General features: G+C 72.4%; 23 protein-coding genes and 1 pseudogene. 13 read left to right on the top strand and 11 right to left on the bottom strand.

The window, feature by feature from the left end:
* Window positions 1–313, top strand: a pseudogene (locus E1293_RS27080) (DNA polymerase III subunit delta); the annotation flags it as partial.
* A 46-nt stretch (window positions 314–359) separates the two neighbouring features.
* On the opposite strand, the gene E1293_RS27085 reads toward E1293_RS27080, so the two are convergent.
* Both E1293_RS27085 and E1293_RS27090 read right to left on the bottom strand, forming a co-directional pair.
* Window positions 360–797, bottom strand: a complete 438-nt coding sequence (locus E1293_RS27085) for an SRPBCC family protein (RefSeq protein ID WP_132200309.1) — start codon at window positions 795–797, stop codon at window positions 360–362.
* Window positions 710–1,657, bottom strand: a complete 948-nt coding sequence (locus E1293_RS27090; protein ID WP_132200310.1) for a LysR family transcriptional regulator — start codon at window positions 1,655–1,657, stop codon at window positions 710–712. The genes E1293_RS27085 and E1293_RS27090 overlap by 88 nt, the downstream gene beginning before the upstream one ends.
* Window positions 1,658–1,728: 71 nt before the next feature.
* On the opposite strand from E1293_RS27090, the gene E1293_RS27095 reads away from it, so the two are divergent.
* Entirely contained in the window at window positions 1,729–2,256 is a 528-nt protein-coding gene (locus tag E1293_RS27095; protein WP_132200311.1) for a hypothetical protein, read from the top strand.
* Here E1293_RS27095 and E1293_RS27100 read toward each other — a convergent pair.
* Window positions 2,198–2,734 (bottom strand): RNA 2'-phosphotransferase, encoded by a 537-nt coding sequence (locus E1293_RS27100; RefSeq protein WP_132200312.1) that lies wholly within the window; start codon window positions 2,732–2,734, stop codon window positions 2,198–2,200. The two genes, E1293_RS27095 and E1293_RS27100, sit on opposite strands and share 59 nt — an antisense overlap.
* A gap of 51 nt (window positions 2,735–2,785) precedes the next feature.
* Window positions 2,786–3,058: a 30S ribosomal protein S20 gene (rpsT, locus tag E1293_RS27105; RefSeq protein WP_132200313.1), complete on the bottom strand. Its 273-nt coding sequence runs from the start codon at window positions 3,056–3,058 to the stop codon at window positions 2,786–2,788.
* Between the two features lie 189 nt (window positions 3,059–3,247).
* Here rpsT and lepA point away from each other — a divergent pair, with 189 nt between their 5' ends.
* Window positions 3,248–5,140 (top strand): translation elongation factor 4, encoded by a 1,893-nt coding sequence (gene lepA, locus E1293_RS27110; RefSeq protein ID WP_132200314.1) that lies wholly within the window; start codon window positions 3,248–3,250, stop codon window positions 5,138–5,140.
* 2 nt (window positions 5,141–5,142) lie between these two features.
* Here the strand turns inward: lepA and E1293_RS27115 are convergent, their stop codons facing one another.
* From E1293_RS27115 to E1293_RS27125, 3 genes are all read right to left on the bottom strand, one after another.
* Window positions 5,143–5,490, bottom strand: coding sequence for a DUF4870 domain-containing protein (locus E1293_RS27115; RefSeq protein WP_165978410.1), 348 nt, complete (start codon window positions 5,488–5,490; stop codon window positions 5,143–5,145).
* 319 nt (window positions 5,491–5,809) lie between these two features.
* Complete coding sequence (locus tag E1293_RS27120) at window positions 5,810–7,216, bottom strand: hypothetical protein (protein WP_132200316.1); 1,407 nt, start codon at window positions 7,214–7,216, stop codon at window positions 5,810–5,812.
* 75 nt (window positions 7,217–7,291) lie between these two features.
* Complete coding sequence (locus E1293_RS27125; RefSeq protein WP_132200317.1) at window positions 7,292–8,167, bottom strand: hypothetical protein; 876 nt, start codon at window positions 8,165–8,167, stop codon at window positions 7,292–7,294.
* A 208-nt stretch (window positions 8,168–8,375) separates the two neighbouring features.
* Here E1293_RS27125 and E1293_RS27130 point away from each other — a divergent pair, with 208 nt between their 5' ends.
* Both E1293_RS27130 and hemW read left to right on the top strand, forming a co-directional pair.
* Window positions 8,376–8,768, top strand: a complete 393-nt coding sequence (locus E1293_RS27130; RefSeq protein WP_243716605.1) for an antitoxin YezG family protein — start codon at window positions 8,376–8,378, stop codon at window positions 8,766–8,768.
* A 39-nt stretch (window positions 8,769–8,807) separates the two neighbouring features.
* Window positions 8,808–10,016: a radical SAM family heme chaperone HemW gene (gene hemW / locus E1293_RS27135; RefSeq protein ID WP_132200319.1), complete on the top strand. Its 1,209-nt coding sequence runs from the start codon at window positions 8,808–8,810 to the stop codon at window positions 10,014–10,016.
* Here the strand turns inward: hemW and E1293_RS27140 are convergent.
* Window positions 10,013–10,828 carry a DUF3097 domain-containing protein gene (locus tag E1293_RS27140; RefSeq protein ID WP_132200320.1) on the bottom strand — a complete coding sequence of 272 codons (816 nt, stop codon included), beginning with the start codon at window positions 10,826–10,828 and terminating at the stop codon, window positions 10,013–10,015. The two genes, hemW and E1293_RS27140, sit on opposite strands and share 4 nt — an antisense overlap.
* A 203-nt stretch (window positions 10,829–11,031) precedes the next feature.
* On the opposite strand from E1293_RS27140, the gene hrcA reads away from it, so the two are divergent.
* From hrcA to E1293_RS27155, 3 genes are all read left to right on the top strand, one after another.
* Window positions 11,032–12,042 carry a heat-inducible transcriptional repressor HrcA gene (hrcA, locus tag E1293_RS27145; protein ID WP_132200321.1) on the top strand — a complete coding sequence of 337 codons (1,011 nt, stop codon included), beginning with the start codon at window positions 11,032–11,034 and terminating at the stop codon, window positions 12,040–12,042.
* Between the two features lies 1 nt (window position 12,043).
* Entirely contained in the window at window positions 12,044–13,180 is a 1,137-nt protein-coding gene (dnaJ, locus tag E1293_RS27150) for a molecular chaperone DnaJ (RefSeq protein WP_132200322.1), read from the top strand.
* A gap of 109 nt (window positions 13,181–13,289) precedes the next feature.
* Window positions 13,290–14,021, top strand: a complete 732-nt coding sequence (locus E1293_RS27155) for a 16S rRNA (uracil(1498)-N(3))-methyltransferase (RefSeq protein ID WP_132200323.1) — start codon at window positions 13,290–13,292, stop codon at window positions 14,019–14,021.
* A gap of 6 nt (window positions 14,022–14,027) precedes the next feature.
* Here the strand turns inward: E1293_RS27155 and E1293_RS27160 are convergent, their stop codons facing one another.
* Entirely contained in the window at window positions 14,028–14,720 is a 693-nt protein-coding gene (locus tag E1293_RS27160) for a hypothetical protein (protein ID WP_132200324.1), read from the bottom strand.
* The gene (locus E1293_RS27165) at window positions 14,717–15,304 is read right to left on the bottom strand and encodes a SigE family RNA polymerase sigma factor (protein WP_132200330.1); all 588 of its coding nucleotides are present in this window, start codon (window positions 15,302–15,304) and stop codon (window positions 14,717–14,719) included. Before E1293_RS27165 ends, E1293_RS27160 begins: the two co-directional genes overlap by 4 nt.
* Window positions 15,305–15,603: 299 nt before the next feature.
* Between E1293_RS27165 and E1293_RS27170 the strand changes: the two genes are divergently transcribed.
* The 4 genes from E1293_RS27170 (at window position 15,604) to E1293_RS27185 (ending at window position 18,947) form a co-directional block, all read left to right on the top strand.
* Window positions 15,604–15,948 (top strand): histidine triad nucleotide-binding protein, encoded by a 345-nt coding sequence (locus tag E1293_RS27170; RefSeq protein ID WP_132200325.1) that lies wholly within the window; start codon window positions 15,604–15,606, stop codon window positions 15,946–15,948.
* A 121-nt stretch (window positions 15,949–16,069) separates the two neighbouring features.
* Entirely contained in the window at window positions 16,070–17,143 is a 1,074-nt protein-coding gene (locus tag E1293_RS27175; protein WP_132200326.1) for a PhoH family protein, read from the top strand.
* The gene (ybeY, locus tag E1293_RS27180) at window positions 17,140–17,616 is read left to right on the top strand and encodes an rRNA maturation RNase YbeY (protein ID WP_132200327.1); all 477 of its coding nucleotides are present in this window, start codon (window positions 17,140–17,142) and stop codon (window positions 17,614–17,616) included. The genes E1293_RS27175 and ybeY overlap by 4 nt, the downstream gene beginning before the upstream one ends.
* Entirely contained in the window at window positions 17,616–18,947 is a 1,332-nt protein-coding gene (locus E1293_RS27185) for a hemolysin family protein (RefSeq protein WP_207939119.1), read from the top strand. Before ybeY ends, E1293_RS27185 begins: the two co-directional genes overlap by 1 nt.
* Here E1293_RS27185 and E1293_RS27190 read toward each other — a convergent pair whose 3' ends face one another.
* Complete coding sequence (locus E1293_RS27190) at window positions 18,948–19,280, bottom strand: cytidine/deoxycytidylate deaminase family protein (RefSeq protein WP_132200328.1); 333 nt, start codon at window positions 19,278–19,280, stop codon at window positions 18,948–18,950.
* 298 nt (window positions 19,281–19,578) lie between these two features.
* Between E1293_RS27190 and E1293_RS27195 the strand changes: the two genes are divergently transcribed.
* The gene (locus tag E1293_RS27195; RefSeq protein WP_132200329.1) at window positions 19,579–21,708 is read left to right on the top strand and encodes an MMPL family transporter; all 2,130 of its coding nucleotides are present in this window, start codon (window positions 19,579–19,581) and stop codon (window positions 21,706–21,708) included.
* The last annotated feature ends 226 nt before the right edge of the window (window positions 21,709–21,934 follow it).

Raw genomic sequence — 21,934 nt, forward strand, 5'->3', positions numbered from 1 at the left:
GCTCCGGTGGGCGCTCGCCACGGGCGTGGCGCCGGTGCTGATCGTCAGCGCGCTCGCGCAGGGGGTGCGGGGGCTGGCGAAGGTCGGCGGCGCGCCGCGGGGGGCGCGCGGCGCCGCGCTGGCGAAGGAGCTGGGCATGCCGCCGTGGAAGATCGAGCGGGTGCAGAAGCAGTTGCGGGGCTGGTCCGGGGACGGGGTCGCGCGGGCCCTGACCGCGGTCGCCGAGGCCGATGAACAGGTCAAGGGCGGCGCCGCCGACCCCGCGTACGCCTTGGAGAAGACCGTCGCCCAGATCGTCGCCGCCCGGAACTAGGGCGGCCGGACGGTCCCGAGGGGCCGCGGCCGTCCGATCAGGACCGCTACGGCGAACCCGTCCCCGACCGGCGTTCGGCCTCGGCCTTGAGGCCGTTGGCCTCCATGGTGACGTAGCGGCGGGTCAGGCGGCCCGCCAGGAGGGACGCGGCGGGCGCCAGCGGGCCGGTCTGGTCGATGGCCAGCCGGACGGAGACCGTGCCGTCCGGGCGGCGGGCGATGTCATGGGCGGCGACCGTGCGGACGCCGGGGGAGCGGGACTCCCAGGTGAACGTCTCGTTCTCGTCGAAGGCCGTGACCGTCCAGACGGCGGCCGGGAGCCTCGGCTGGTGCACGCGGGCCTTGCTGGAGAGGGCGAAGGGCTTGTCGAGGAGTTCGACGCGGTCGATCGAGTCCGTCATGCCGGGCCAGCGTTCGACATCGGCGAGGAGGGCCCAGACGGTCTCGGCGGCGGCGTCGATGTCGACGGAGATCTCGAAGTGCACGGCGTGCTCCTCAGCGATGCGCGGATGTCGGTCAGCAGGCCGGCGACCAGGGGGTCGTCGGCGCGGCCCGGCAGGTGGAGAGCGTAGTAGGGGACGGCGGGCAGATCGATGATCTCGCGTCCGGTGAGGCCGGGCGGGGGCGGGACGCAGCCGTTCACGACGGCGAGGCCGACGCGGAGCGACGCGAAGTGCAGCATCAGCGGCCAGCCCTCGGCCTCGACCGCGAGTGACCAGGGGATCTCGGCGGCGCGCAGCGCGCGTTCGAGGGCGATGCGGTGCGGGCCCGCCGGGGGCGGGACGATGAGGGCGGCGTCGGCGAGGTCGGCCAGGGTGAGGTGCGGCTTCGCGGTCAGCGGATGGTCGTCCGGCAGCACCAGGACCTGAGGGTAGGCGGCCAGCGGGACGGCCTCGATGTCGGCGGGCAGGACGTCCAGCACGGCGACGCCCAGGTCGGCGCGGCCGGTGCGGACGGCGGACAGGGTGCGGGCGCGGTCGCCGTTGATCAGCCGGACGCCGGGCCGGACGACGTCGCCGAGCAGGTACAGGTAGGCGCCTTCGCCGGCGGCCAGGGTCGGGACGCGGCCCGGGGCGGTGCCGTGGACGTCGTCGAGGAACGCCGTCATGCGGGCGTCGAGGTCGCGGGCGAAACGCGCGACGAGCTCGCCCGTGGAGGTCAGGGCCAGCCTGCGTCCCCGCCGGGTGTAGAGGGGGCGGCCCAGGGTTTCGGAGAGTTTCCGCACCTTGACGTGGAGGGCCGGCTGGGAGATGTGGAGTTCCTCGGCGGCGCGGGTGAAGTTGAGGTGGTCGGCGAAGACGGCGAACGAGGCGAGCGCGTCCGTGGAGAGGCGGCTCAGGTCCATAGCTGAAAACTATAGCCAGTGGTTCGATCAATAGTTCCGCTATAGGGGTCGCCGGTCCGAGGGTTGATGGCATGGACATCGAACCGCGACTCGGCGTCGACTTCGGCCGGGTCATCCACGGCGGCCTGCTGGCTCCGGGCGAGAACGACACCGTGTTCTTGGACGGAAGTTTCGAGCAGGCCCTCGCATCGCGCGCGACCGAAGGCGTCTACGACGTGCTCCCCGGCCTGATCGAGGCATTCGGAGGACGGGCCTGGATCATCTCAAAATGCGGCGACCGGATAAGGAAGAGGACCCTCGCCTGGCTCGACCACCACGACTTCTACGAACGGACCGGCCTGCCGAAAGACAACGTCCGGTTCTGCCGCAAGCGTGAGGAGAAGGCGCGGCACTGCGCGGAACTCGGCATCACGCACATGATCGACGACCGGCTGGACGTGCACCGCGCCATTCGCGAGATCGTCCCCTACCGGTACCTGTTCGGTCCGGAGGCGGGGCCTGACTGGGTGCGGCACATCGACGGCTGGGACGCGGCCGAGGTCATTCGCCGAGATATTCCGGCGGAACCGAGCCGGCCAGCCACACACCGTTCGCGCTGACGCGGAACTCGTGCCCGTCCGCGGCCATCCGCCCTGCCTGGACGACCAGGACGACGGGCCGGCCGCGCCGGGCGCCCACCCGCCGGGCCGTCTCCCGGTCGGGTGAGAGATGGACGTCGTGCCGCCCCATGGGTAGCAGCCCATCGCGCAGAATGGCGTCCAGGAAACGGCTCACGGTGCCGTGGAAGAGCAGTTCCGGCGGAGAGACCACCGGCAGATTCAGTGAGACGGGGACCGAGTGCCCCTGGACGGCCCGGATCCGGTCGCCGTCCAGTTCGTAGCGCTTCTTGTCGTTGACGGCCACCACGTGCTCGATCTCGGCACGGGTGAGCGCGAAACAGTGGTCGGCGGCGACCGCGAGCAGTGCGGTGACGTCCGCCCAGCCTTCGGGATCGAGCGTGAGGCCGATCCGCTCGGGGCGGTGCCGCAGATGCTTGGCCAGATACTTCGAGACCTCGACCAGCCGGCGCTCGTCCATCGGACATGCGTCGGGGCCGGCGCGACAGGGCCGGCCCCGGGCGTGCGGCGCCTACTCGGCGGCCTGGAGGGCGGCGGCGCGCTTGGCGATCGCCGACTTGCGGTTGGCGGCCTGGTTCTTGTGGATGACGCCCTTGCTGACGGCCTTGTCCAGCTTGCGCGCGGCGGTGCGCTGCGCGGCGACGGCGTCGTCGACGTTCCCGGCGTCCGCGGCCTCGCGGAACTTGCGGATCGCCGTCTTCAGCTCGGACTTGACGGCCTTGTTGCGCAGCCGGGCCTTCTCGTTCTGCTTGTTGCGCTTGATCTGGGACTTGATGTTAGCCACGTCGTAGTGCCTCAGCTTGGTCGCGATCCTGGGCCTGCGCGGTCGGCAGGCGCTGACGAATGTCTGAACGGGGGCGGGACGGTGCCCCCGGGACACGACGCTACGCCACACGCAGTCGCACAGCCTACCAATCACCGGGGCCCGCCCCAAACCAGGCCGTGCACGGAGCATCGCGGCGGGCATGGGACCATGGAAGACGCAGATCCCAGTCAACCAGTGAGTTTCGAACGGACCCCGGTGCCAGCGCCTCAGCCCGACAAGACCGATCCCGCGATCATCCGCAACTTCTGCATCATCGCGCACATCGACCACGGCAAGTCGACTCTCGCGGACCGGATGCTGCAGCTGACCGGCGTGGTCGAGGAGCGCCAGATGCGCGCCCAGTACCTCGACCGCATGGACATCGAGCGCGAGCGCGGCATCACGATCAAGAGCCAGGCGGTCCGGCTGCCCTGGGCGGCCGGGGGTGTCGACCACGTCCTGAACCTGATCGACACCCCAGGGCACGTCGACTTCTCCTACGAGGTGTCGCGGTCGCTGGCGGCGTGCGAGGGCGCGGTCCTGCTGGTGGACGCGGCGCAGGGCATCGAGGCGCAGACGCTCGCGAACCTGTACCTGGCGCTTGAGGCCGACCTGCACCTCATCCCCGTCCTCAACAAGATCGACCTGCCGGCGGCGCAGCCGGAGAAGTACGCCGAGGAGCTGGCCGGGATCATCGGCTGCGATCCGGCGGACGTGCTGCGCGTGTCCGGCAAGACGGGCGAGGGCGTCCGCGAGCTGCTCGACAAGATCGTCGAGGAGGTGCCGGCGCCGGTCGGCGACCCCGACGGCCCGGCCCGCGCGCTGATCTTCGACTCGGTCTACGACACCTACCGGGGCGTCGTCACCTACGTCCGGATCATGGACGGGCACCTGTCGCGCCGCGAGAAGAGCCTGATGATGTCGACCGGGGCCGCGCACGAGACGCTGGAGGTCGGCGTCATCTCCCCGGAGCCGAAGCCCGTGCAGGGCCTCGGCGTCGGCGAGGTCGGCTACCTGATCACCGGGGTGAAGGACGTCCGGCAGGCGCGCGTCGGCGACACGGTGACCGGCGCGTCCCGGCAGGCGCCGAAGGCGCTCAGTGGCTACCGCGACCCGAAGCCGATGGTGTTCTCCGGCCTCTACCCGGTCGACGGCGACCAGTACCCCGAGCTGCGCGACGCGCTCGACAAGCTGCGGCTGAACGACGCCGCGCTGGTCTACGAGCCGGAGACGTCGGCGGCGCTCGGGTTCGGGTTCCGCTGCGGCTTCCTCGGCCTGCTGCACATGGAGATCGTCCGGGAGCGGCTGGAGCGCGAGTTCGGCCTGTCGCTGATCTCGACCGCGCCGAACGTCGTGTACCGCGTGGTCATGGAGGACGCGACGGAGTACACCGTCACCAACCCCAGCGAGTTCCCCGAGGGCAAGATCGGCTCGGTGTACGAGCCGGTGGTGCGGGCGACGCTGCTGTCCCCGTCCGAGCACATCGGCGCGATCATGGACCTGTGCCAGGGCCGCCGCGGCGTGCTGCTCGGCATGGACTACCTGTCGGAGGACCGCGTCGAGATCCGCTACACGCTGCCGCTCGCCGAGATCATCTTCGACTTCTTCGACCAGCTGAAGTCGCGGACCCGCGGCTACGCCTCGCTCGACTACGAGCCCAGCGGCGAGCAGGAGGCCGACCTCGTGAAGGTCGACATCCTGCTGCAGGGCGAGTCGGTGGACGCGTTCAGCCAGATCGTGCACAAGGACAAGTCCCGCGAGTACGGCCTGATGATGACGGCCAAGCTCAAGGAGCTCATCCCGCGGCAGCAGTACGAGGTGCCCATCCAGGCCGCGGTGGGCGCCCGCATCATCGCCCGGGAGAACATCCGCGCCATCCGCAAGGACGTCCTCGCCAAGTGCTACGGCGGCGACATCTCCCGCAAGCGCAAGCTGCTGGAGAAGCAGAAGGAGGGCAAGAAGCGGATGAAGACCATCGGGCGGGTGGACGTCCCGCAGGAGGCCTTCGTCGCCGCCCTCTCGACCGGTGGCGGCGGCGACGCCGACAGGGGCAAGAAGTAGCGCTACTTGAGCAGGGGCCAGGCGACCACCGCGGGGACGCGGCGGAACTCGCCCCGGTTGGCGGCCCGCCCCGCGTAGACGAGGAAGAACATCACGACGGCCGTGAAGAGCAGCGGCACCCAGATGAAGAAGTCGACGGCCAGCGACAGCAGGCCGCCGACGATCCACACGGCGATGGCCGCGATCCCCATGTTGAGGCCCTGCGCGGCGTGTTTGCGCACGAACGGTGAGCGGGCCTTGCCGAGGTAGACGACACCGGGCGCGATGGCGCCGACGAGGAACTGCCCCACGTACGCCATGAGCGACCACGTCTTCTCGTCGTCGCTGACCGGGCCGAAGTGGCCGGGCATCTGGGCGGTGCCTCCGCCCTGGGGCTGCTGCTGTTGCCAGCCTGGGCCCGGCTGGGCCTGCTGTGGCTGGCCGTGCTGCGGCTGTTGCCAGGCGCTGTTGCCTGGCTGCTGCCAAGGGGCCTGTTGCTGCCACGAAGGCTGCTGTCCCTGGCCGGGCGACGGGGGAGGCCCGTAGGCCATGGCGGACGTCCTCTCGGGGTTCGCTGTGCGGGCTATGGCGAAGTGTATGACTCCTTGGACGCGCCGTGAGTTCGCACGGATCCTCCTATACGGCCGGGCCCGTGGCCGTTTCGCGCCACGGGCCCGGCCTTAGAGAAGGTCAGGGACGCCAGAGGACGGCCGACGGCTCCGCCTGGGTGAGCGTGACCGAGCCCTGCCATGTCACCGACGAGGGCTGCGGCAGGTACGAGTCGTCCAGGAAGAAGCCCCGGTTGATGGACGTGACCGTGGCCGGCGCGCCGTTGTCGCCGGCTCCGGTCGGACGGCGGACGGCCTCGATGCTCGCGATGTCGGAGACCGCCGTTCCCGCGGGCAGCTCGACGGTCGTGGCGACGGCGCCGTCACGGTCGATGGACCACGTGGGCTCGTCGTGGTCGGAGCGGTACAGCGCCGACGGGTCGGACTTGAGCCGCACCCCGAGCGCGACACCCGGCACGGAACCGGTCCCGGTCGCGCCGCCGGTCGTCTTGGCGAACTCCGCGAACAGGTACGTCCGCTGGTCGCCGACCCCGGGGGTCGCCGGGTCGGACGGGCTCTCGATCTTCCCCTCGCGCACCATCTCCTGCGCCGCGATGCGGTAGGTCCAGGGCTCGCGGTCCATGACGACCTCGCGGGCGCGCCCGTCCGGGCGGGTCCTGGAGGCGTCCAGGAGGAAGCGCAGCGGTGCGTCGGGGGAGACCACGTCGCACATGTTGTTGTTGTCGGTGCAGGTCTGCAGCACCGGGTGGTCGCCCTCGTAGCGGCCGGTGAACTTGAGCGTCAGGTGCATGGGCGCCTGGTAGACGCCGGTGCCGTCCACGCGGCGCCCGGACGCGTCGACCTCGACCCGGTAGATCCACTCGATGTCGGTCGTCCGGCCCCAGCGGGCCATCAGAGCGGGCGTGTCGGTGCCGCCGTCCTCGTTGCTCCACACCACCGAGTACTCGATGATCTTGTGGCCGGGGGTGTCGGCGGGACGGGTCTCGTGCCAGGCGATCAGCGGGGCGTCGGTGGTGGCGTTCTGGTACGGGTCGCCGAGCGGCCAGCCCGTCCGCCCGACGACGACGGGTGCGTGGCGCAGGGCGAGCGCCTCCGCCACCGGCATCCGGACCTCCGGATGCCGCAGCGTGACGCGGCGGGCGGCCGGGGCGCTGCCCTTCGCGAAGCGCAGCGTCACCTTGTGGCGGCCCTTCCCGACGTGTCCGAGCCCGAGGCCGCGGGGGATCGGGTCGGACGAGGGGACGACGAGGTCGGTCACATGGCGTCCGTCCACGGCGATCGACACGACCGCGGACTCGGCGCCCTCGCGGGCCCACGAGACACCGGGGGCGGACGCGGCGAAGGAGATCACGGCCTCCCCGTCCCGGTGCGCGGTGAACGGCAGCGACCGGGCGGGGCCGCCGCGGTGGACGCTGATCGTGCCGCGCGTCCCGGCGGCGTCGGCGGGGGAGACGGTGAGAACGAGGGGGGCACCGGCGAGGGCGGCACCGGTCACGGCGAGCACGGCATGACGCGCACGGCTTCTCATGATCGGCGAACCTACGGCGGCGGGGTTGCGTTCCGGTGACGGCACGGTCCCCCGCGGGTGTCGGCTTCGTGTGCGTCAGGAGCCCGTCCACAGCGGCGCGAGCGCCGTCGGCAGCCGCAGCGACGCGCCGGTGAAGCGCTCCGCCGGGCCGGGCCCGTCCGGCCCGTGCAGCGTCAGGCCCGAGTCGGCCAGCCGGACGGACCGGCCGCGCCTGACGATCTCGTGGTCCAGTTCGCGCAGCAGCGCGACGACGTCGCCGGCGGGCTCGTCCAGCAGGTCGACGCCGTCGAGCCGGAACCGCATCTCCGGGTTGCCGCTCCAGCCGGGCGTCCGGGTCCCGCAGATCTCGGCGAGCCGCTCCACGCCGTCCTCGCCGCGGCCGGTGGACAGCGAGAGCATCCCGCGCCCCACCCGGACGCTGCGGTGGCCGGCCCACCCGCACAGGAACGACGTCTTCGGCGGACGGGTCCCGCAGCGCTCGGCGACCGAGGCGAGGGTCGTCCAGGCATCCGCCGCCCGGGTGGAGAACAGCAGGTTCGCATCCGGCAGCAGCGCCCCGCGCCCCGGCTCCAGCGTGACCACGAACGGCGGCACCCGTCCCGGGAACCGCGCCGGATCGGCCTCCCGGAGGGTGACGATGCCCTCCCACTCGACCGGGTCGTCCAGCGCGAACCACGTGATCCTGGTCTCGACGCCGAAGTCGCGGAACGTCGCGTCCGTCAGCCGCTCGGCGACCGCCTCCCGCAGCCCCTCCGCGGTCTCGTCGAGCCGGCGGCGCCACCACGCCGGCTCCGACTCGCCCGCCGGCCAGCGCGTCCCCGCTCCGGCGAACTCCGAGCGCCGCTCGGCGCCCGCGTCGTCCACCACCGCCCAGTGCCACCCGCCGGGCTCGCCGCGCAGCAGCACACGCGCGGGCACACGCCCAGCCCCGCCCGCACCCTCATTTCGCATCCGGACGACCATATCCGTATTCGTTGGGCCGTCTCAGGTCATCGCCCGGCCGTGTCGGCCGCGACACGGCGGGCGCTCCCCGGCCCGGACGCATGTGCGGGTACGGTCGGACGGGTACGGTGCCTGATCAAGCGATCCGACCCGAACTCGCGGAGGCAGTGTGACTCACCCCGAGCAGGTTCTGCGTTCCGCGAAGGAGCGGGAAACGGTGAACGGCGCCGTCCGGGCGCTGCGGTCCGCCGCTCCCGCGGACTGGGAGCGGCTCGACTTCGAGTTCCGCGCGACGGTCGGCATCGACAGCGCCTCCTTCGAGGTGGAGGGGCCGGACGGGGAGCGCCGCACGGCCCTGCCGCCCGGCCAGGCCGTCGGGAAGATGGACGAGCTGCGCCGCGTCATGTACCGGACCGGCAAGGGCGCCTGGTTCACCGCGCGCCTCCAGGTCGAGCGCTCCGGCCACTTCAGCGCCGAGTTCGACTACGACGGCGAGCCCGACTTCAGCCCGCCGCTCGCGCCGTCCGCCTACACCCTGGACCTCGACCGCTTCCCCCGCACGGACGAGCACATCCCTGACTGGCTCCGCGACAAGCTCGGCGAGGACTGACCGGACCGAGCAGCCGCCAAGGCGGGGCAGACTTGAGGGGTGCCCTCGACGCTTCCTGATGGTGACCCCGTACCGGCGGACGGTTCGCTGCCCGCCGGTGCCCTGGACGGCCTAGGAGAGCGGCCGTTCGCCTTCTACGTGCACGTCCCCTTCTGCGTGACGCGGTGCGGCTACTGCGACTTCAACACCTACACGGCCACCGAGCTGGGACCGGGCGCGAGCCGCGATTCCTACGCCGACACAGCGATCAGCGAGATCCGGATGGCGCGGCGGGTGCTCGGGGACGTGGACCTGCCCGTCGAGACGGTCTTCGTGGGCGGCGGAACCCCGACGCTCCTCCCGCCAGAGGATCTGGGCCGCGTCCTGGCCGCCGTCGATGCCGAGTTCGGTCTCGCCCCGGGTGCCGAGGTCACGACCGAAGCCAACCCCGAATCGGTGGACGAGCGCTACGTCACCCGGCTCCGCGAGCAGGGGTTCACGCGCATCTCCTACGGCATGCAGAGCGCGCGCGAGCACGTCCTGGCCGTCCTGGAGCGGACGCACACGCCCGGACGCGTCCCGCAGGTCGTCGAGTGGACGCGCAAGGCCGGCTTCGAGCACATCAACCTCGACCTCATCTACGGCACGCCAGGGGAGACCGACGACGACTGGAGGGGCTCCCTGGAGGCGGCCCTGGCGGCGGAGCCCGACCACGTGTCGGCCTACGCGCTCATCGTCGAGGAGGGCACCCGCCTGGCGGCACAGGTGAAACGCGGCGAGCTGACGCCACCGGACGACGATGCCATGGCCGACCGCTACCTCATCGCCGACGAGCTGCTCAGCGCGCACGGGCTGCACTGGTACGAGATCTCGAACTGGGCCGCCGACCCCCGCGCGGCCTGCCGCCACAACATGCTCTATTGGACGGGCGCCGACTGGTGGGGCGTCGGCCCCGGCGCGCACAGCCACGTCGGCGGCACCCGCTGGTGGAACGTCAAGCACCCCGCCGCCTACGCCGACCGCCTGTCGCAGGGCACCACGCCCGCCCACGCCAGGGAGGTCCTGAACGCCGCGGACCGCCGCTTCGAGCGCATCATGCTCGAACTCCGGCTCGCCCAGGGCTGCCCGGCGACCCTGCTGGACGACAAGGCCGTCCGCGGAGCCATCGACGACGGCCTGATCGAGCCCGCCCCCTACGAGTCGGGCCGCGCCGTCCTGACCCGGCGCGGCCGCCTCTTGGCCGACGCCGTCCTCCACACCCTGACCTAAGGGGTCGTGACGAAGTCGATGAGTTCTTCCACTCGGCCTAGGAGCGCGGGTTCCAGGTCGGTGTAGGTGTTCACGGAGCCGAGGATCCGCTTCCATGCGGCGCCCGTGTCGTCGCCCCAGCCGAGTTCGGCGACGATGCCGTCTTTCCAGGGGATGCCGCGCGGGATGCGGGGCCAGGCCCGGATCCCGACGGACGCGGGTTTGACGGCCTCCCAGATGTCGATGAACGGGTGGCCGGTGACGAGGACGTGCGGGGACGTGACCTGCGCCGCGATCCGGGACTCCTTGGACCCGGCCACGAGATGGTCGACGAGGACGCCGAGGCGCCGCCGCTCGTCCGGGGCGAACTCCTCGACGATGGCGGGCAGGTCGTCCACGCCTTCGAGGTACTCGACGACGACGCCCTCGACGCGCAGGTCGTGGCCCCAGATCTTCTCGACCAGCTCGGCGTCGTGGAGGCCCTCCACGTAGATGCGGCTCTCCTTGGCCACCTGCGCCCGCAGGCCCCGGACGGCGACCGAGCCGGACGCCGACCGCGCCCTGCCCGCCGGCTCGGCGGCCGGTCTGACCAGGGTGACCGGCTTGCCGTCGATGAGGAACCCCGACTTGGCCAGCGGGAACACCCGCCGCTTGCCGAACCGGTCCTCCAGGGTGACGCCGAACTTGTCGCAGCCGACCACGGCGCCGCAGAACCCGCTGCCGGGATCCTCCGCGACGAGGCCCGGCTCGGCGGGGACCTCCGGGATCTGTCCCTTGCGGGGCCGGCGCCAGTCGCCGGCCAGCACGTCGTTTTCGTATTTCTTACTCCGCACGGGTCCGCACATTAACCCGGCGGGAGGCCCGCGCGGTGTCGCCCCTCGTCCCTCGGCGTGGCGCCCGCGTCCGATACGGATAGGATCGCGCAGCCATGCGGAGAGTGGCCGGGCGCCCCGGCGGAGCCCTCCGGGCCGTAGACTTGGCACTCGGGAGTATGGAGTGCCAGTGCACGGCCCGGCCGGACGAAGGAGGTGACACCGTGCTGGACGACCGGAAACTCGCGGTCCTGCGCGCCATCGTCGAGGACTACGTCTCCACCAACGAACCGGTGGGCTCCAAAGCGCTGGCCGACCGGCACAATCTCGGGGTGTCGCCGGCCACCATCCGCAACGACATGGCGGTGCTGGAGGAGCAGGGCTACATCGCGCAGCCGCACACCAGCGCCGGGCGCGTCCCCACCGACAAGGGCTACCGGCTGTTCGTCGACCGGCTGTCCACGATCAAGCCGCTGTCGGTCGCCGAGCGCCGCGCCATCGAGACGTTCCTGTCCGGCGCGTACGACCTCGACGACGTCGTCGGCCGGACGGTGCGGCTGCTGGCGCAGCTGACCCGGCAGGTCGCGGTGGTCCAGTACCCGTCGCTGATCCGCTCGGCGGTCCGGCACGTGGAGCTGGTCCCGGTCGCCGAGGGGCGGCTGCTGCTCGTGCTGATCACGAACACGGGGCGGGTCGAGCAGCGCGTCATCGAGACCGGGGAGATCTCCGAGGAATCGATCGGGCACCTGCGGGCGTTGCTCAACACGTGCCTCGACGGGCTGGGCCTCGGCGACGTCCCGGCCGCGGTCGCGGACCTGCCGGACAAGGTGGGGCCGGACGACCGGGCGGTGGCGGCGTCGGTGCTGTCGGTGCTGCTGGAGACGCTCGTCGAGAACCACGAGGAGAAGATCGTCTTCGCCGGGGCGGCGAACCTCGCCGCCGTGGACTTCTCGCCGAGCCTGCGGGAGGTGCTGGTGGCGCTGGAGGAGCAGGTGGTCCTCATGCGGCTGCTCGGCGAGACCGGCGACTCCTCTACAGTTACGGTGCGGATCGGCACCGAGAACCCCGATCTGGGGCTCAGATCGACCTCGGTCGTCGCCGCCGACTACGGGGTGGGCGACCTCACACTGGCCCGGCTGGGAGTGCTCGGGCCGACACGCATGGATTATCCGGGCACGATGGGAGCGGTACGGGCAGTGGCACGCTACGTGGGACAGATCCTGGCGGGGTCGTAAGGTGGCGAACGACTACTACGCGGCCCTCGGCGTCCGGCGGGACGCCAGCGCCGACGAGGTGAAGAAGGCCTACCGCCGGCTCGCGCGGGAACTCCACCCGGACGTCAACCCGGATCCGGAGACCCAGGAGAAGTTCAAGGAGATCACCCAGGCGTACGAGGTGCTCTCCGATCCGAGGAAGCGCGAGATGTACGACCTCGGCGCCGACCCGTTCGCCGCGGCGGGCGGCGCGGGCGCCGGCGGGTTCGGCGGCGCCGGGTTCCCGTTCAGCGACATCATGGACGCCTTCTTCGGCACCGCCGCCTCGCGCGGCCCGCGGTCGCGGGCGCGGCGCGGCCGCAACGCGACGCTGCGGGTCGAGCTCGACCTGCGCGAGACCGCGTTCGGCACCACCCGGGAGCTGTCCATCGACACCGCGGTCGCCTGCACGGCCTGCGAGGGGTCGGGCTGCGCGCCCGGCACCCACCCGGAGACCTGCGAGACGTGCCACGGGCGCGGCGAGGTGCAGCAGGTGCAGCGCTCGTTCCTCGGCCAGGTCATGACGGCCCGGCCGTGCCCGGCGTGCGGCGGGTTCGGCTCGGTGATCCGCAACCCGTGCACCGAGTGCTCGGGCGACGGACGGGTCCGCACCCGGCGCACCGTCAAGGTCAAGATCCCGGCCGGGGTGGAGAACGGCATCCACATCCAGCTCGCCGGCGAGGGCGAGGTCGGCCCGGGCGGCGGCCCGCCCGGCGACCTGTTCCTGGAGATCGTGGAGAAGCCGCACCCGATCTACGAGCGGGAGGGCGACGACCTGCACTGCACGGTCGAGATCCCGATGACGGCGGCCGCGCTCGGCACCAGCGTGACCATCGAGACGCTGGACGCCGCCGAGAGCGTCGACATCAAGCCGGGCACGCAGTCCGGGCAGGTCATCACCCTCTACAACCGGGGCGTCCGGCACCTCAACGAGAGCGGCCGCGGCGATCTGATGATCCACGTGAACGTGGAGACGCCGGGCAGGCTCGACGAGGAGCAGGAGGAGCTGCTGCGACGGCTCGCGGTGCTGCGCGGCGAGGAGCGCCCGCCGGGCAAGTTCGCCCCCGGGCACCGGAGCGGCATGTTCTCCCGCATCAAGGACGCGTTCAACCAGCACTGAAGCGCCGTGGCGGAGGCCTACCAGGAAGGCCGCCGCGGCGATTCGGAGCAGTGACGAGGGGGACGCGCATGAGCGCGGCGATGCGGGGGGCCGCCCCCCACCGGAACGCATGAGCGCGCCGGTCTTCCTCGCGGGGACGGACGCGCTGGAGCGCGACACGGTCCTGCTGGACGGTCCCGAGGGTCGGCACGCCGCGGCGGCGCGGCGGCTGCGGCCCGGGGAGCGCGTCGACCTGACCGACGGCGCGGGCCTGCTGGCCGAGTGCGTCGTCACCGCCGCCGACCGCGCGTCCCTCACGCTGGACGTGCTGGCCCGGCACCGGCAGCCGCCGCCCGAACCGCGCCTCGTGGTCGTCCAGGCCCTCCCGAAGGGCGACCGGGGCGAGCTGGCGGTCGAGACGATGACCGAGGTCGGCGTGGACGAGATCGTCCCGTGGGCGGCGGCCCGGTGCGTCACCCGGTGGCGTCCCGAGCGCCGCGAGAAGGCCCTCGGACGCTGGCGCGCGACCGCCCGCGAGGCCGGCAAGCAGGCCCGCCGCGGCCGGCTCCCCGAGGTGGCGGACCTGGCGTCCACCGACGACGTCGCCGCGCGCATCGGCGCCGCGTCCCTGGCCCTGGTCCTGCACGAGGAGGCCGAGGCGCCGCTGAGCGCCGTGGAGCCGCCCGCGGAGGGCGAGATCATCCTCGTGGTCGGCCCGGAGGGCGGGATCGCCGAGGAGGAGCTGGAGCTGTTCGCCGGTGCCGGCGGCCGGCCGGCGCGGCTCGGCCCGACCGTGCTGCGCACGTCGACGGCCGGCGTCGTGGCGGCCGGTGTGCTGCTGGCCGCCACCGGCCGCTGGTAGGGCCCGTCAGGGGGCGGTCGCGCCGCCCTGGTCGGACGTCGTCGAGGGCTGGCTCGTCTCGGGCGGCGTCGGCTTCTCGGTCGGGTCGCCGGGATCGGGCGTCGTGGACGTCGGCGGCGTCGGCGTCGAGGACGCCGGCGGCGTGGGCGAGTCGCTCGGGCACGGCGACGTCGCCGGCGTCGGGGTGGCGCTCGCGCCGGGGGAGGCCGCGATGGTGGGGCCGCCGGGCGGCGGGATGCTGCACGCCGAGATCCCGGGCGAGGAACTGGTGCTCGGCGTCTGCGAGGTGCTCGGGGCGCCGGACGCGCTGCCGCCCGGCGACGCCGGTGCGGGGAACTCCGGGTCGCCGCCGGCGCCGGTGCGGTCGCCGTCGTCGTTGTTCGCGCCGTGGTCGGACGGGCTGTTGTTGCCGACCGACTGCTGGATGAGGTTCATGGTCTTCGGCGCCGTCACGCCGAGCGCGGCGACCAGCACGGCGGCGGCCACGGCGAGGACGGGCCGCGCCCAGTTGACGGTGAACCGGTCGAACCCGAAGCGGGCCGGGCCGAACCGTCCGAGACCGAACCGGCGGCCGTGGCCGTCCGCGATGCGGGCCCGGATGCGCTCCAGGCCGTCGCCCGCGGGGTTGACCGAATCCGCCTCCGCGTGCAGGGCGCGGCGGAGGATCTCGCCGTGCTCGTCGTGGGGGTCGGTGGTCATGAGAACTGCTCCAGGACGTTGCGTAGCGCGGTCATGCCGCGTGCCGTATGGCTCTTCACGGCGCCGCGGGAGATGCCCATCGCGCCGGCGATCTCCGCTTCGGACAGGTCGGCGTAGTAGCGCAGGACGAGCGCCTCCCGCTGGCGGGTGGGCAGCCGGGACAGTGCGTCGACGACCGCCGAGCGCTCCAGCTCCCCGATGGCCCCGGCCTCCGCGCTCGGCGCGTCCGGCAGGCCCTTCGGGGCGTACTTCTCGACGACGGCGCGGTGCCGCAGCACCGACCGCGACCGGTTGACCACCGACTGCCGCAGGTACGACAGGGCCTTGTCGGGATCGCGCAGGCGGCGCCATCCGCCGTGCATCGCGACGAACGCGTCCTGCACGACCTCCTCCGCCGTCCCGGCGTCGCGCACCAGCATCGCCGCGAGGCGGACCAGCGAACGGTAGTTGGCGCTGTAGAGGGCGGTCACCGCCTGATCGGCGTCCCAGGCGACGGCCACCGCTCCCGCCGTGCCCCTGGCCACGAGGGTCTCGGTCACGTCAGTTGGACGCGTCCCCTCGTCGTTCGGTTTACGAAAGGGCATGTCCTGGTTTGCCTCGGTCACCTATCCGCCGCCTTTGCCGGCCCCCCGCCGTCCATTCGGACGGTTCGGCCGGGCCTGCATGAACATGGCGTCCCCGTCGGGCGAGAGGGGCCGCAATGCCTTGCGAACCGGGGGGTACGCCTTGATCTGACAACCTTAACCAGTGGCCGGTCGCTATGCCGACCGCGGCCGGATGTCGATCCCGAAAACCCTATCGAGTGCGGGCCGCGGCGAGCCATGCCCGCGGCGATCTCGATAGGATTCCGGGGCGGTCACGGACCGTACGGGAGGGGAGACAGATGACCGACTGCCTGTTCTGCAAGATCGTTTCCGGGGACGTGCCCGCCAAGATCGTCCGGGAGTCGGCCGGGACGGTGGCGTTCCGCGACATCAACCCGCAGGCGCCGACGCACGTCCTGGTCATCCCGCGCGACCACCACCCCACCGTCGGTGAGCTGGCCGCCTCCGACGTCGAGCTGCTGGCCGAGGTGGTGCGCGAGGCGCACCAGGTCGCGGTGGACGACGGCATCGCCGAGACCGGCTACCGGGTCGTGTTCAACACCGGCGCCCAGGCGGGCCAGACGGTGTTCCACGTGCACGCCCACGTGCTGGGCGGGCGTGGCCTCAACTGGCCGCCCGGCTGAGCCGTTCGCCGCGCGGAAAACCATCGGCGGGGTGTCGGGGGTCGTCGGTACGATGGAACCGGCAGACCTTGACACCCGGAGCAGACAGAAGGCAGGTCCGAAAGGCCGCAAGGCCCGGCTGATGGTCGAATCAACTCACACGAGGTCAACTCGCACGGGACGCGACGACCGGACAGGCTCGCACTCCCAGCTCAAGATCGTGGTGCCGGACGACCATTCGATGGTGAGCCTGCTCGGCTCCCGGGATGAGCTGCTCCACGCGATCGAGCACGCGTTCGGCAGCGGCATCGACATCCACGTCCGCGGCAACGAGATCACCGTGACCGGCCCGGAGGGCGAGACCGCCCTGGTCTCCCGGCTCTTCACCGAGATGCTCGAACTGCTGAAGGGCGGCACCCAGCTCACCCCCGACGCCGTCGAGCGCAGCCTGGCGATGCTGCGCGGCGAGGGCGACGCGCGTCCCGCGGAGGTCCTCACCCTGGACGTGCTGTCCAGCCGGGGCCGCACCATCCGCCCGAAGACGCTGAACCAGCGGCGGTACGTCGACGCGATCGACAAGCACACGATCGTGTTCGGCATCGGCCCGGCCGGCACCGGCAAGACCTACCTGGCGATGGCCAAGGCCGTCCGCGCGCTCCAGGACAAGCAGGTCAACCGGATCATCCTCACGCGCCCGGCCGTGGAGGCGGGGGAGCGGCTCGGGTTCCTGCCCGGAACGCTCTACGAGAAGATCGACCCGTACCTGCGCCCGCTGTACGACGCGCTGCACGACATGGTCGACCCCGACTCGATCCCGCGGCTGATGGCCGCCGGCACGATCGAGGTCGCCCCCCTCGCGTACATGCGCGGACGGACCTTGAACGACTCGTTCATCATCCTGGACGAGGCGCAGAACACCTCGCCCGAGCAGATGAAGATGTTCCTCACCCGGCTCGGGTTCGGGTCGAAGGTCGTCGTGACCGGCGACGTCACGCAGGTCGACCTGCCGAGCGGGCAGCGGAGCGGGCTGCGCGTCGTCCAGGACATCCTGGACGGCGTCGAGGACATCGACTTCTGCCGGCTGAACAGCCGCGACGTCGTCCGGCACAAGCTCGTCACCGACATCGTCGACGCCTACACCCGCTGGGACGAGGAGCAGGTCCCCGAGTTCAAGCAGGGTGCGCGCGGCGGGTCCCGCAAGCGGGGGCGGCAGTGACCGTCGAGGTGCTCAACGAGTCGGGCGTCCCGGTCGACGAGAACGCGATCGCGGGGCTGTCCCGGCACGTCCTCGACGGGATGCGCGTCCATCCGCTGGCGGAGCTGTCGGTGCTGCTGGTCGACGAGGCCGCGATGACCGAGCTGCACGAGAAGTGGATGGACGAGCCCGGCCCGACCGACGTGCTGTCCTTCCCGATGGACGAACTGCGCCCCGGCCATAATTCCGGCGGCGCCGACGAGGACGGCGACACCGACCCCGCGCTGCTCGGCGACGTCGTGCTGTGCCCGGCGGTCGCGGAGAAGCAGGCCCGCGAGGCCGGGCACTCCACGGAGGCGGAGCTCGAACTGCTGTGCGCGCACGGCATCCTGCACCTCCTCGGCTACGACCACGCCGAGCCGGAGGAGCACAAGGAGATGTTCGGCCTGCAGGCCGGGCTGCTCGCCTCCTGGCGGGAGAAACGCGGCGGCTGATGAGCACCACGCAGGCGTGGCTGTCCGCCCTGGCGGTGGGCCTGGTCTTCCTGGCGGGCCTGCTGGCCGGCACCGAGACGGCGCTCGCCCGGGTGTCGCGCGTCACCGTCGACGAGGTCGTCCGGGAGGGGCGGCGCGGCGCGAAGCGGCTGGCCGAGGTCGTCGCCGACCCGGCCCGCTACGTCAACATGGTCCTGCTGCTGCGGATCGGCTGCGAGCTGGTCGCCACCGTGATCGTCGCCGACCTGTGCATCTCCTGGCTGGACGAGACCTGGCGCGCCTACGTCACCGCCGCCGCGGTCATGATCGTGGTCAGCTACGTGGTGATCGGGGTCGGGCCGCGCACCCTCGGCATCCAGCACGCCGACCGGATCGCGCTGGTGGGCGCCGCCGTGATCCACCCGGTGACCCGCGTGTTCGGGCCGCTGCCCCGCCTCCTGATCGCGCTCGGCAACGCCCTCACGCCCGGCAAGGGCTTCCGGGAGGGCCCGTTCGCGTCCGAGGCGGAGCTGCGCGACCTGGTCGACCTGGCCGAGCAGCGCAGCCTGATCGAGCCGGTCGAGCGGGAGATGATCCACTCGGTGTTCGAGCTGGGCGACACCCTGGTCCGCGAGGTGATGGTGCCGCGCACCGACATCGTGTTCGTCGAGCGCCGCAAGACGCTGCGGCAGGCGATGTCCCTCGCCCTGCGCAGCGGCTTCTCCCGCATCCCGGTCGTCGGCGAGAACGAGGACGACGTCGTCGGCATCGCCTACCTCAAGGACGTCGTCCGCCGCAGCCAGGAGCACCGCGAGGGCGAGTCCGTCGAGACGGTCGACTCCGTCATGCGGCCCGCCACCTACGTCCCCGACAGCAAGCCGATCGACGAGCTGCTGCGCGAGATGCAGGCCCGGCAGACCCACGTCGCGATCGTGATCGACGAGTACGGCGGCACCGCCGGCCTCGTCACCATCGAGGACATCCTGGAGGAGATCGTCGGCGAGATCACCGACGAGTACGACGTGGAGACCCCGCCGGTCACCTGGCTGGACGACGGCGCCGCCCGCGTCACCGCCCGCCTCCCCGTCGAGGACCTCGCCGAGCTGTTCGACGTCGAGATGGACGTCGAGGAGGTCGAGACCGTCGGCGGCCTGCTCGCCCACGCGCTCGGCCGCGTCCCCATCGAGGGGTCCACCGCCGAGGTCGGCACCGGCGACGACGGCCCCGTCCTCTCCCTGAAGGCCGAGACGATCGCCGGCCGCCGCAACCGCGTCGGGACCGTGCTGGTCCGCAGGCTCGGCGCGACCGCCGCCGACGCGGAGGAGCCGGCGGACTCCGAGCGGACCCGCTAGTCAGACGGTCGTCTGGAGGGTCCCGTCGGGCCCGGCGACCAGCACCGGGGCCTTGGCGCCGAGGTCGCGGACGGCGCTGACGTCGGCCGGGTCCGCGCCGCCGGCGGCGGTGACGACGGCGGCGGCCTCCAGGTCCTCGGCGCCGCTGGAGACGGCCATCGCGACGGCGACCTTGAGCGCCGAGAGTTTCAGGGACGGCAGGTCCACGCTGGTGGCCGAGTAGGTGCGGCCCGTCTCGTCCCGCACGGCGGCCCCCTCGGCGGCGCCCGTGCGGGCCCGCGCCGACCTGGCCAGCGTGATGATCTTCGCGTCCTCGGCGTTCAACTCGCTCACCCCCCAAGCCTACGGCCGCCCCCGGAGCCGGAAGGCCGACCACCGGAGCCCGAAGGCCGACCACCGGTCACGGGTCGGGTGGCCGGAGGGCGCTCTGCGCCCGGAGGTCGCACGACCCGCCGGGCGGGAGGCCGTTTCACGAGACGCGGAGCGGATCGGGAAACGGTCTCCCGCCCGTGACGGGGGTTCCAGGGGGTCGCCCCCCAGGGCAAGCACTGCAAGTCGGCGGCAAGTGGGCGGCAAGAGGGGGCGGTGAAGCTGTAGGGCGTCGGAACACTGCCGTTCTGGGGGAGAAGTGATGTCCCGTTTGCTCTACCGCCTGGGGAGGGCCGCCGCGGTGCGGCCCTGGCGGTTCATCGTCGTCTGGCTGGCTCTGGTGGCGGCGATGGCCGGTCTCGCGGGCGTCGCCGGGGGAGCCCTGCACGACAACTACACCTTGGCCGGGACGGGGTCCCAGCAGGCCACCGACCTGCTGCAGGACAGGTTCCCGGCGCTGTCGGGGGCGGACGCGCGGGTCGTCGTGCACGCGAAGTCCGGGACGGTCGACCAGCCGAAGCTGGCCGCGGCGTCCGGGGAGCTGCGCAAGCTGCCGCACGTCAGCGAGGTCGATCCGCCGCAGGTCGGGAAGGGCGGCGCGACCGCGCTGGTGACCGTCCGGTACTCGGTGCCGGTCACGGACCTGACGCCCAAGGAGACCCTCGACCTGCTGCGGTCGGCCACGAAGAACCTCGACGCGGCCGGGTACCAGGTCGAGTTCGGCGGGCAGGTGCCCGAGAACGTGACGGCGCCGGGCGGTGTCGCCGAGGCGGTCGGGATCGTGGCCGCGCTGGTCATCCTGCTGCTGGCGTTCGGGTCGGTCGTGGCGGCCGGGCTGCCGCTGATCGTGGCGCTGGCCGGGCTCGGCGTGGGCGTGTCCGGGATCACGCTGCTGGCGGCGTTCACCGATGTCGCGACGACCGCGCCGACGCTGGCCACCATGGTCGGGCTCGGCGTCGGGATCGACTACGCCCTGTTCGTCCTGACGCGGCATCGCGAGGGCCTGGCGCAGGGGCTGGACGTTCCCGAGTCGGTGGGGCGCGCCATCGCGACCGCCGGGCTGTCGGTGCTGTTCGCCGGGTTCACGGTGCTGCTCGCGCTGTGCGGGCTGGTGCTGTCCCGGATCCCCGTCTTCATGACGATGGGCTTCACGACCGGGCTCGTGGTGGCGGCGACCGTGCTGAGTGCGGTCACGCTGCTGCCGGCCGTGCTGGGCCTGGCCGGCCGCCGGGTGCTGCGCCGCCGCGACCGGGCCGCCGGCGCGACGATCCATGTGGAGTCGCCGCGCGTGCGGCGGTGGGCCGGGCATGTCGGGCGGCACCCGTGGCCGTGGCTGCTCGCCGCGGGCGTGCTGATGCTGACCTTGGCGGCGCCCGCGCTCGGCATGCGGACGTGGCCGAGCGATGCCAGCAGCGAGCCCACGTCCAACACCGTCCGGCAGGCGTACGACCTGGTCGCGGAGGGCTTCGGGGAGGGCGCGAACGGCCCGCTGATCGTCGCCGTCGATCTGACGAAGACCGACCAGAGCGTCCTGCCCGGGCTGCGTGAGCGGCTCGCGAGCACCGACGGTGTGACGGCCGTGTCGCCGCCGCAGCTGTCCCCGGACCGGGACGCCGCCGTGATCATGGTGACGCCGGAGTACGGGCCGCAGGACGAGCGGGTGACCGGCCTCGTCGACCGGATCCGCGCGCACGCCCTGCCGGGGGGAACGGAGATCACCGGGCTCACCGCCGTCTACGTGGACCTGTCCCGGATGCTGTCGGACCGGCTGTGGCCGGTGATCGGCGCGGTCGTGGCCACCTCGTTCATCATGCTGATGATCGTGTTCCGGTCGCTGCTGGCGCCGCTGAAGGCCGCGGTGATGAACCTGCTGTCGATCGGCGCCGCGTACGGGGTGCTGACGGCCGTGTTCCAGTGGGGCTGGGGCGCCGGGCTGCTCGGCCTGCCGCACAGCGTCCCGGTGTCGTCGTTCATCCTGCTGCTGATGTTCGCCGTCCTGTTCGGTGTATCGATGGACTACGAGGTCTTCCTGCTCTCGCGGGTGCGGGAGGAGTGGCTGCTGCACGGCGACGCGCGCGGCTCGGTCACCGGCGGCCTCGCGGCGACCGGCCGGGTCATCACCAGCGCGGCGCTGATCATGGTGGCGGTGTTCCTCGGCTTCGCCGCCGACCCCGGCCTGGTGATCAAGCAGATGGGGGTCGGGCTCGCGGTGGCCGTGGCGCTGGACGCGACACTCGTCCGGCTGGTCCTGGTGCCCGCCACGATGTCGCTGCTCGGAAAGGCGAACTGGTGGCTGCCGCGGCCGCTCGCGCGCATCCTGCCCGACATCGACCTGCACGGCGGCACTCAGGCGGTGACCGCCGAGCGGGAGCCGGAACCCAGCCGGGCGTAACCGGGGGAGTGATCACGGCGGTTCGGCATGTCCCGGTTAGGCTTATCGGGACATGTCGACTGTCGTGCGCGTTCTCGGGGCCTTCGGCGCCGAGGTGGCGGGGGTTGCCGCCGACCTCGGCGGTCCCCGGCAGCGCTCCGTCCTCGCGCGCCTGGTCGCCGCGCGCGGCGCGATGGTGCCCGCAGACCGGCTCGTCGACGACCTGTGGCCCGGCACGGCCCCGCCC

Origin of the sequence: Actinomadura darangshiensis, assembly GCF_004349235.1 — a bacterium.
In the GTDB taxonomy this organism is placed as follows: Bacteria; Actinomycetota; Actinomycetes; order Streptosporangiales; family Streptosporangiaceae; genus Spirillospora; species Spirillospora darangshiensis.

What these genes read in the sequence shown, in the direction of transcription:
- E1293_RS27160 (WP_132200324.1), bottom strand. Translation starts at nt 14,720, where the DNA reads ATGACCACCGACCCCCACGACGAGCACGGCGAGATCCTCCGCCGCGCC.
- E1293_RS27155 (WP_132200323.1), top strand. Translation starts at nt 13,290, where the DNA reads ATGAGCGCGCCGGTCTTCCTCGCGGGGACGGACGCGCTGGAGCGCGAC.
- E1293_RS27100 (WP_132200312.1), bottom strand. Translation starts at nt 2,734, where the DNA reads ATGGACGAGCGCCGGCTGGTCGAGGTCTCGAAGTATCTGGCCAAGCAT.
- E1293_RS27165 (WP_132200330.1), bottom strand. Translation starts at nt 15,304, where the DNA reads ATGCCCTTTCGTAAACCGAACGACGAGGGGACGCGTCCAACTGACGTG.
- E1293_RS27195 (WP_132200329.1), top strand. Translation starts at nt 19,579, where the DNA reads ATGTCCCGTTTGCTCTACCGCCTGGGGAGGGCCGCCGCGGTGCGGCCC.
- E1293_RS27120 (WP_132200316.1), bottom strand. Translation starts at nt 7,216, where the DNA reads ATGAGAAGCCGTGCGCGTCATGCCGTGCTCGCCGTGACCGGTGCCGCC.
- E1293_RS27090 (WP_132200310.1), bottom strand. Translation starts at nt 1,657, where the DNA reads ATGGACCTGAGCCGCCTCTCCACGGACGCGCTCGCCTCGTTCGCCGTC.
- E1293_RS27095 (WP_132200311.1), top strand. Translation starts at nt 1,729, where the DNA reads ATGGACATCGAACCGCGACTCGGCGTCGACTTCGGCCGGGTCATCCAC.
- lepA (WP_132200314.1), top strand. Translation starts at nt 3,248, where the DNA reads ATGGAAGACGCAGATCCCAGTCAACCAGTGAGTTTCGAACGGACCCCG.
- E1293_RS27175 (WP_132200326.1), top strand. Translation starts at nt 16,070, where the DNA reads ATGGTCGAATCAACTCACACGAGGTCAACTCGCACGGGACGCGACGAC.
- E1293_RS27115 (WP_165978410.1), bottom strand. Translation starts at nt 5,490, where the DNA reads ATGCCCGGCCACTTCGGCCCGGTCAGCGACGACGAGAAGACGTGGTCG.
- E1293_RS27185 (WP_207939119.1), top strand. Translation starts at nt 17,616, where the DNA reads ATGAGCACCACGCAGGCGTGGCTGTCCGCCCTGGCGGTGGGCCTGGTC.
- E1293_RS27125 (WP_132200317.1), bottom strand. Translation starts at nt 8,167, where the DNA reads ATGCGAAATGAGGGTGCGGGCGGGGCTGGGCGTGTGCCCGCGCGTGTG.
- E1293_RS27170 (WP_132200325.1), top strand. Translation starts at nt 15,604, where the DNA reads ATGACCGACTGCCTGTTCTGCAAGATCGTTTCCGGGGACGTGCCCGCC.